This window comes from Bacillota bacterium (assembly GCA_040754675.1).
In the GTDB taxonomy this organism is placed as follows: Bacteria; Bacillota; Limnochordia; order Limnochordales; family Geochordaceae; genus Geochorda.
The window spans coordinates 1-8,843 of record JBFMCJ010000141.1; the positions used below are offsets into that span (position 1 = coordinate 1).

Consider the following 8,843-nt stretch of genomic DNA (forward strand, 5'->3'; position numbering starts at 1 on the left):
ATCGACATCGGCACCACCAACTGGAAGGTGGCCGCCTACGACGAGAGCGGCCGGCAGCTTGCTCATCTCCGGCGCCCCGTGATGGTGCACGAGGAGCCCGGCGGGCGGGCTTACTACGACCCGGAGGAAGTCTGGGGGTTTGTGGCGGACGGCCTGAGTGGAGTGGCCCGCCAGCTCGGCCCCGAAAAGGTGCGCAACGTGGCCGGCATCGCCGTCACCTCGATGGGGGAGGCCGGTGTGCTCGTGGACGCAGCGGGCCAGGCGCTCTATCCGGCCATCGCCTGGTTTGACCCGCGCACGGAGGTGCAGGGGCGCTTCTGGCGAGAAAGGGCCGACCCCTACCGGGTTTATGAGGTCACCGGCTTTCCGCCGCAATACATCGCCTCCGTCAACAAGGTGATGTGGATCCGGGAGCACGAGCCGGCGAGCTTTGCCAGGGCCCGCCGCTGGCTTTGCATGGCGGACTACGTCGCCTTCCGGCTGAGCGGCGAGCAGGCCATGGACTTTTCGCTCGCCTGTCGCACCATGGCCTTCGACATCCGCAGGAGGGCGTGGTCGGGCGAACTGCTGAGCCTGGCCGGCATCGACCCGGCGCTCTTTCCCCCGTCGGTGCCGAGCGGCACAGCCCTCGGGCGCCTGCGCGCTGAAGTGGCGGAGGCCACGGGCCTGCCCGCATCGGCCGTGGTGGCCGCAGGAGGCCAGGACCACTGGTGCGGGGCGCTGGCGGCGGGCATCGTGGCGCCCGGCGACGTACTCGACTCCATCGGCACCGCCGAGGCCATCATCGTCGTCCTCGATCGGCCCGTCTTCAGCCGGGAGCTGTTTGAATCGGGCTTCGCCGTCGGGTGCCACGTCGTGCCGGATCGGTACTACGCGGTGGGGGCGCTTCAGACGGCGGGCGGCACCATCGAGTGGCTGCGGGCGGCACTGGGTGAGCTCGAAGAAGAGGCGGCCAGGCGCACCGGGGAGGGCGCCGGCGGTGTTTACCGGCGGCTGATGGCCCTCGCCGGACAGGCGCCGCCCGGAAGCCGCGGGCTATTGTTTTTGCCACACCTCCGCGGCGCCGTCACCCCACCCGACGGGCTTTCGAAAGGGGCATGGGTGGGCCTGCGGCCCTACCATCGCCGCAGCGATCTGGTGCGGGCGGCCGTTGAGGGGCTGGCCCACGAGTTTGCCTACATCGTCCACCGCCTGACGTCGCTGACCGGCACCGGGGCCCGCCGGGTGGCGGCCATCGGCGGCGGTGCCCGGAACGAGTTGTGGCTGCAGCTCAAAGCCGACATCAGCAACCTCGCGCTGGAGGTCTCCGCCATCGAGGAGGCCACGACCCTCGGGGCGGCGCTGCTCGGCGGGGTGGGAGCCGGCATCTGGAAGGACCCCGTCGAGGCGGCCCGGCACGTGCCGCGGGTTTCCCGGACGGTGTTGCCGCGCCCGGATATGCTCCAGCGCTACCGGCCGTATCACGAGCTGTACCGCCGGCTTTACCCGGCCCTCGCCGGGCTGCATGCGCAACTCGAAGAGCTGGCGGGGTCGTAGCGCGGACAGATCGGGTGCACCGGAGCCAGACGGGGTCAAGGACACAGGAGAGGACGCAGGAGGCGTTCATGGAATGGCGGACGGGCTGAGCAAACGGGTGCAGCAGACCCTGGAGCGCCAGGGTGGTGTCGTCTTTGCCGAACCGGCGCTGGTGGGGCGGGCCATGTACACGGGGCGCGACCTCATTGCGAAAAACAGCCGGTTCGGCGAAGGCTTTCAGGACGATCGGGGATACGTGCCCGTCGAGTGGTGGATCATGTCGATGACCCAGGCGGGCAACGACATCCCGAGGCCCGGGGAGGGAATCACCCGCCTGCTCCTGGCGGACGGGGACCGCGTACCCCTCAACGAGGCGGCATCGGCGGCCGGAGACGCCCTGTTCGGGGAGTACCTTGCTCGCTGGCCGCTGACCAAAGTGCTGGACATCGGCGGCGAGCCGGTCGTGCCCGGCTTCGGGCCGTTTCGCCACGTGCCGGCCGAAGAGGAGGTCCCGCCCATCCCGTTTCACGTCCACGCCGGTTACGTCGTCGAAGGGCGCATGCGCCCGCCCGGCAAGCTGGAGGCCTATTTCTTCCTGCCGGTGGACGTCCCCCCGTACAACCGCAACCTGGGCCGGGTCATCTCCCGGTTGGGGTTGAAGCCGGGCACCACCCGCGAGGACGTCCTGGTGGCGCTGAGGGAGTTTGGCGCAAGCGACGCCATGTACGCCCTCGGAACGGCCTATGAAATCCGCCCGTACGAGGGCTGGACCATCCTTCCCGGCACGCTTCACGCCCCCGGGCCGTGGCCGACGTTTGAGATTCAACTGCCCCAGGACGATTTCAACTTCGCGGCGTGGCAGCTGGGTGTGCGGGTGGGCGGCGGCGAGCGGCAGCACTTGCGCGAGCGGATGATGCTGCGCGGCCTGCGAGACGAAGAGGATTTCTTGCGGCAGGCGGTGGACTGGGAGGTCTGCATCGACCCTCATTTCCGGAGGAAGTACCGTCGAGAGGCACAGGTCCTCGAAGCGGGGCCGTGGGGCCGGCGGCTCCGTATCTTCTTCGACCGCTTCTACGGCGAAGGGATTGAGATCGAGCCGGGCCGCCGCTACACACGGGCCGCCGACCCCAGGCCGTGGGCGGGCATCGTCTGGAGCGGTTCGGGGCAGCTCAACGGGCACCGCATCGGCATGCGGGAAACGGAAGGGATGACCGAGTTTCTCGTCGCGCCCGCCCATGCGGCCTCCTTCGTCAACGACGGGGAGCTCACCCTGCGTGTGTACACGGTCTTCCCCCTCGACTGACGAATCGTCGCCCTGGACCACGGAATCCTCGGGCGCCCCGAAGGGCTTGAGAATCTCGAGAAGACGCTGGATCTGCTGCTTCCCGTGAAGCCGCAGGGGGTGCTGGTCAACCCCGGGGTCCTGCCGAGGGTCGCGCCGCGCCTTGCCGGGCGGGGTGGGCCGGCCGCAGTGCTCGGGCTCAACCTCCACCTCACTTCGACCATGCCGCAGGGGGCGGCGGCCGGTCAGCAACACCGGGTGCTCGGTTCGCTGGAACAGGCCGCCGCACTCGGTGCGGACTGCGTGAAGCTGCTGCTCATTTTCGGCGACTCCGGGCTCAAGGCGTTTGCCGACAACATGGCGTTCGTCGCCTCAACGGTGGAGGCCTCGCAGCGCCTGGGGATACCGGTCATGGTCGAGCCCACCGTCTGGGCGTATCCGGATCGTCCCCCGCAGGCACTCACCGTCGAGCAGCTGGCCCACATGGCACGCATCGCGGTGGAACTGGGCGCGGACATCCTGAAGATCCAATTCGCCCCGCCGGCGGACGAGTTTCGAACCATCATCGAAGAGAGTCCGGTCCCGGTCGTGATCCTCGGCGGCGTGCGCAGCAGGAGTGCGGCCGAACCCCTCGAGGTGGCGCGGCAGGCCGTGGCGGCCGGCGCAGCCGGGCTGGTCTTCGGGCGCAACGTGTGGCAACAGCCCGACCCGGCGGGAGTCCTTTCCCGGTTGGTGGAGGTTGTTCACGGCACGCCAGGATGACGGGCCCGGCGAGCTTTCGAGGTACCCGGCACCCAACCGGACACCCGGTTGGGGCAAGGAAGAATGGGGGCCGGGCTATTGCCCGGCCCCGGTTGAGACGTCGCGCCCGCGATGTGGCAGGGCGGCCGTTCACATGTCAGGCGACCAAGAGCTCCTCGACCAGTCGCGTCGCTTCGCGCAGTTCGTAGACAACCCGGTTTCGCCCCCGAACCAGCGAATTGGCCGCGAAGAACGCCTCGAGGCTACCCTCCGGCAGGGCAGCCAGGCGTTCGGCCGCGGCCAGATCCGGAAGCGGCGGGATCTGCAGCGCCGGGTCCTGGCGAAAGCGGTCTTGGCGCGCGAAGTGCAGCCGCACCAGAATGCGGCTGAGCCGCAAGAGCGCCTGGTTGAGGGCCCGCGGCGATACCTTCCCTGCCTGCTGCGCTGCCCGGAGCCTGGCGAGGGCGCCATCCAGCCGGTCGAGCTCGTCCAGGACGGGCTGCAGGTCCCCGCGGGCCCGCACCGCGTTCGCATATCCAGAAGCGGCCTGCCGCATGTCGGCCACGGTCGCCCGGAAGTCGAACGGCAGCACCTCGGCGGTGGCCAGCCTCCACACTGCAAGCCCGTAGACCCGGGTGTCTCGCGTCAGCAGGGCGCGGTCGGCCACCTCCAGGGTGTCAGCCTCGGTGTGCCACTCGATGTTGCCACCGCAGCCGCCGACGCCGTAGTAGCCCTTCGCCTGGCGCAGGGCGTCCGGCATGGTCGAGGACAGCATGAAGGCCGCGCTGATTCCGAGGTTGTTGAACGAGTAGTCTCCCGCCCGTGGCGGCCGCCCGCCGCGAGCCTCCTGCCCGGTCAGATCCCGGACGACCTGGCGGGCGAACCCTTCCAGCTCGGGCGTCCACGAGACGTCCTCAAACACCTCGGCCCACCGGCACCCGGGCGAGTCGCAGTTGAGGTGGGCGACGCAGTGTTCGGCCAGATCGAGCGCGAACGTGTCCGCATACCACGTCGATCCTGCGTAACGCCCCTGTGAGTGGCCGGGCCACCAGGCCACGCGCACGCTTCGGCGCAGCCGCTCCCGGTGCTGCCAAAGCGCCAGCGCAATCTCCAGCATCGCCCCGTCGCCGACGGCGTTGTCGCCGACGCCAACGTGCCAGGAGTCGAGGTGGCCGTGCAGGAGCACGAATGCCTCCGGTTCGCCGGCCCCGGGGATGGTGGCCACGACCACGGGACAGGAGAACAGCCCCTCCTCCAGGCGGGTCACCACGGTAACCTCCAGCAACCGGCCGGCAGCCTCGGCCTCCCGGGCCGCCGCAACCAGGCGTCGCCCATCCGGCCTGCTCACGGCCGCCACCGGGATGGCCGGCCTCCGGTGCTGGTTTTCCAGGTCAGGGCCGCCCCAGATGGGTGTGCAGACGGCCTCGTGGATGCGCTCGCCGGGGCTGACGAAGAGGGCGGCGGCCGCCCCCCGAGCCTGCAGGTCGGCCACCTTTTGTGGCAACGGCAGCCCCTCGGTGAGCGCCACGGCCCCCTCCAGGTCGCGCCTGTCCGGTTCGCCCAGGCCCGATTGGAAGAGGTCGGCGCTTCCCCAGGCAAACCCGGATGGGACGTAGGCAAGCCGAGCGGTACGCCCGCCGTCTCCCGTCGAGACCGAAAACGACGGCGTCTTGGCTCGAACGCGCAGGCCGCTCTCACCGCCGAGCCGCACCTGCGCGCCCCGGGGCAGGCTCAGGTACAGTTGCGGCGCGTGCACGGCCACCGGCACGCCCGCCGCTTGCAGGCGTTCGGCGATGTAACGGGCGGCCCGGCGTTCGTCCTCGGAGCCGGATTCCCGGTTGAGGGTGGCGAAGTATTCGACCAGCCGCCACGCTTCGTCTCCCGTGATGGTTTGGACAAAAGCCCGTTCCGCGGGGCCGAGGCCGGCGGATGTTTGGCCCGCATGTTGCGTCTCTTGCATCGTTGACCTTTCCATCTCATCCCCCGAGACGTTGGCGCTTTTCTCGGTTCTCAGAACCCTTCTCACTCAGGCTGCTCCCGAGGCGGCGTGGTTCGGGGCGCTCGGCGCCCGCCCGCCGTCAGGCTCCGCCGCCCCCTGCGCCTTGCCGGGCCATCAGCGCGGCGTATGTGTGCAGCCACCGCACCATCGAGATCTCGAAGTCCAGCACGCCCTGCACAGTGCAGTACTCGTCGGTGGAGTGCTGCCGCCCGCCGTGCCCCATGCCGCCGGTGACGTAAGGGATCCCGAGCACCCGCTCGAAGACGTAGTAGGGTGCCGAACCCGGGTTGAGGGGCCAGATCTGGGGCGTTGCCCCCATGGCGCGGTACGTGTCGAGCATCGCCTGCACCGCCGGCTCGTGCAGCCCCACCTTGGACCACGGGCAGGTGTTGAGCACCCGCATCTCGATGTCAGCGTACCCGTGCCGATCGAGATGCCGCCGGATGGCCTGCGCCACCCGCTCGGGGTCCATCTTTGGCACCAGCCGGACGTCGAGCTTGGCAAGCGCCCGATGGGGCAGCAGCGTCTTGGTCCCCTCGCCGGTGTAGCCGCCGGCGATGCCGTCTACGTTGAGCTGCGGCTGGCTGAAGAGCCGCTCCCACAAGGGCAGCCCCCGCAGGCCGCCCTTGAAGCGGCGCACGTGCTCGAACTCCATGAAGGGCCGCTCGTCCAGCCGCCCGCTGCGCACCTGCTCCTCCAAGAGCCTCCGCTCCTCCTCCGGCAGCGGTTCGGCGCCGTCGAAGAAGCCCTCGACCCGGATGTTCTCGTCGGCGTCCACCAGCGTGGCGAGGGCCTGGACGAGCCGCCACGCCGGGTTGGCCACCCAGGCGTTGTAGGAGCCGTGGATGCCACGTTCCGCCGGGCCGCCCCAGTCGCCGCCCCGGCACTCCAGTTCGAAGTAGACGATGCCTTTGGTGCCGAGCGTGAGGAAGGGCACCCCTTCCTCGTCCTGGCTGAAGAACGGGAAGAGCACCGCGCTGGCGGCCTTCAGTTCGCCGGCGTGGGCCTCGACGAAGGGCCGGAAGTGGCGGCTGCCCATCTCCTCTTCGCCCTCGATGGCGAACAGGAGGTTGACGGGAAGCCGTCCCGCCACGGCCTGATACCCGGCTACCGCCCGGAAGAACGCGGCAAGCGGCCCCTTGGTGTTGACGGCCCCCCGGGCGATGATGCTGCGCCCCAGGCGGGGCAGATCCCGGGTTTCGGCGCCCCACGGGTCGCTCGACCAGTTGGGCTCGTCCGCCGGCATCACGTCGTACATGCCGTAGACCAGCACCGTGTGGGGGGCGCCCTGGTCGAGGCGCCCGAAGACGATCGGATGGCCTTCCGTCGGCGCGACTCGGGCTTCCCCACCCAGGTCGCGGATGAATCCCGCCACCTGCTCGGCCGTCTCCCGGATCCCCTCACCCGTGTAGCTGACGCTCGGGGTGCGCAGGAAGGCCCGCACGGCCTCGAGGCCCTCTTCGAAGCGGGCCCTGAGGTGCTCCACGACGCGTTGGATGTCTGCGTCTGCGCCGGTCACTGTCACTTCGCCTCCTGGATGTCCCACTCGGCCGCCCGGAACTCAAAGGGCACGATGCCCGGGTCGGCGTTGACCAGCCGTCTGTTGACCGCTGCCAGCATGTTGGGGTAGTAGAGGAAGACCACGGGCACCTTCTCCTGGAAGAGCACCTGCAGCTCGTCGTAGAGTACCTTGCGCCTGGCGGGGTCTCGCTCGGCGGCCGCCTGGTCGATGAGCGCGTCGACCTTCGGGTCGGAGAAGTTGGAGAGGTTGTACTGGCCGCCGGTGCGGAACGTGGAGCTGACGTGGTCCGGGTCGAACGTATCGGTCCAGCCCAGCAGCACGAGATCGTAGTCGTCCTTGAACACCCGGCTCAGCACCGTCGGAAAGTCCAGGCGCTGGATGCGTACCTGCATGCCGATGGCCTGCAGATTGGCCTGGATGATGCTGGCGGACTGCTCCCGCAGCGCGTTGCCGGTGGGCACGAGGAGCTCAACGGTGCGCCCCGGATCCCAGCGGGCCTCGGCCAGAAGCTTGCGGGCGGCTGCGGGGTCATGAGGGATGGGGGCGAGGTTGCGGTTTTCGTACGGGGTGATGGGCGAGAACGGCCCCCGAGCCCGTACGGCCTGGCCCTTGAAAAGCTGCTCCACGATCAGATCCACGTTGATGCCCGTCGCGATGGCCCGGCGCACCCGGACGTCCTGGAAGGAGGGCCGGGCGTTGTTGATGGCGAGGAACTGGTAGCCCAGCGACGGTGCGGTGACGGGGCGCAAGTTGGCGGCCTTCTGAATCAGCTCCCAGTCCTGCAGGGGCACCTCGCCGATACCGGGCCCCGCCACCACGTCGATCTCGCCGTTGATGAGGGCTGCCGAGATGGAGGGAGCTGATGCGATGCGCACCAGGATGCGGTCGACCCTGGCCGGCCCGCGGTAGTAGCGGTCGTAGCGCACAAGTTCGACGAACTGATCGGGGACGTAGCGCACGAACCGGAACGGCCCGCTGCCCGCGGCGGGGCGCAGCAGCGCGTCCGCCTTGGCCAGTTCATCGGGCTTGAGGTTTTCGAGCAGGTGCTTGGGGATGATGAACAGGCCCGTGCCGAACTGTTCCAGGAAGCGCGCCGGGTCGGTGGCCGTCTTGGTGGTCACGGCGATGGTGTGGGCGTCGATGACCCGAACCCCCCGGATGGAGTCGCCGGTCATCTTGCCGTTGGCGTCCAGGCCCTCGATGGCCTTGATGGCGTTGCCGCGGTTGGTTTGAACGCCCGGCGTGGCCACCGTGGTGACCGTGAACAGGACGTCGTCCGCCGTGACGGGCTTGCCGTCGTGCCACGTGGCTTTCGGGTCCAGGTGGAACGTGTAGGTGCGGCCGTCGGGGGAGATCTCCCACGAGCGGGCGAGCCGCGGGGCGAAGCTCGTGTCCGGCCGCATCTCGACCAGCGTATCGTAGATGAACCGGACGATGAAATACGCGTAGCTTGAATCAGCGTTGATCGCGCTCAGGTTGCCGGGAGCGCTCCACAGTCCGACCCGGATCACCTTCTCCGCCGCGGCGGCCGGCCCCGGAACGGCTGCGGCGAGGGCCAGAGTCGCGACGGCGGCCAGCACGACAAGAGAGTGGATCAGACGCTTCGGTGCCATTCGACTCCTCTCCTTTTCCCACTCAACCTTCAAGTGCTCGCAACTTGTGACCCCGGGTCCTTGTCCTCGTGCCCCTGCTGCTCACCTCCGCTTCTTCGCTTCGGGGGCGTGCGTCGCCTGGCTTCGTTTTGTTGACGCGGGAGCGAGTGCTGCTGTTTGGTGCCGCGCCGG

6 protein-coding genes are annotated in these 8,843 nt (G+C 69.3%); 3 read left to right on the forward strand and 3 right to left on the reverse strand.

Features of this window, described 5'->3' with window-relative positions:
• The 3 genes from AB1609_09785 to AB1609_09795 form a co-directional block, all read left to right on the forward strand.
• Positions 1 to 1,536: FGGY family carbohydrate kinase (locus AB1609_09785; protein ID MEW6046754.1), on the forward strand; the 1,536-nt coding region annotated here is incomplete at its 5' end.
• Positions 1,537 to 1,609: 73 nt separating this feature from the next.
• Positions 1,610 to 2,818 (forward strand): hypothetical protein, encoded by a 1,209-nt coding sequence (locus tag AB1609_09790; GenBank protein MEW6046755.1) that lies wholly within the window; start codon positions 1,610 to 1,612, stop codon positions 2,816 to 2,818.
• A 12-nt stretch (positions 2,819 to 2,830) separates the two neighbouring features.
• A complete protein-coding gene (locus tag AB1609_09795; GenBank protein MEW6046756.1) occupies positions 2,831 to 3,559 on the forward strand; it encodes a hypothetical protein in 729 nt (242 codons plus the stop codon).
• 136 nt (positions 3,560 to 3,695) lie between these two features.
• Here the strand turns inward: AB1609_09795 and AB1609_09800 are convergent, their stop codons facing one another.
• From AB1609_09800 to AB1609_09810, 3 genes are all read right to left on the reverse strand, one after another.
• Positions 3,696 to 5,498 (reverse strand): M28 family peptidase, encoded by a 1,803-nt coding sequence (locus AB1609_09800; protein MEW6046757.1) that lies wholly within the window; start codon positions 5,496 to 5,498, stop codon positions 3,696 to 3,698.
• A 118-nt stretch (positions 5,499 to 5,616) separates the two neighbouring features.
• Positions 5,617 to 7,056: a M20/M25/M40 family metallo-hydrolase gene (locus tag AB1609_09805; protein MEW6046758.1), complete on the reverse strand. Its 1,440-nt coding sequence runs from the start codon at positions 7,054 to 7,056 to the stop codon at positions 5,617 to 5,619.
• Positions 7,057 to 7,058: 2 nt separating this feature from the next.
• Complete coding sequence (locus AB1609_09810; protein MEW6046759.1) at positions 7,059 to 8,672, reverse strand: ABC transporter substrate-binding protein; 1,614 nt, start codon at positions 8,670 to 8,672, stop codon at positions 7,059 to 7,061.
• Positions 8,673 to 8,843: the final 171 nt, after the last annotated feature.

Excerpts from the sequence above, each read along its gene's own strand:
- AB1609_09810 (MEW6046759.1), bottom strand. The coding sequence starts at position 8,672 with ATGGCACCGAAGCGTCTGATCCACTCTCTTGTCGTGCTGGCCGCCGTC.
- AB1609_09790 (MEW6046755.1), top strand. The coding sequence starts at position 1,610 with ATGGCGGACGGGCTGAGCAAACGGGTGCAGCAGACCCTGGAGCGCCAG.
- AB1609_09800 (MEW6046757.1), bottom strand. The coding sequence starts at position 5,498 with ATGCAAGAGACGCAACATGCGGGCCAAACATCCGCCGGCCTCGGCCCC.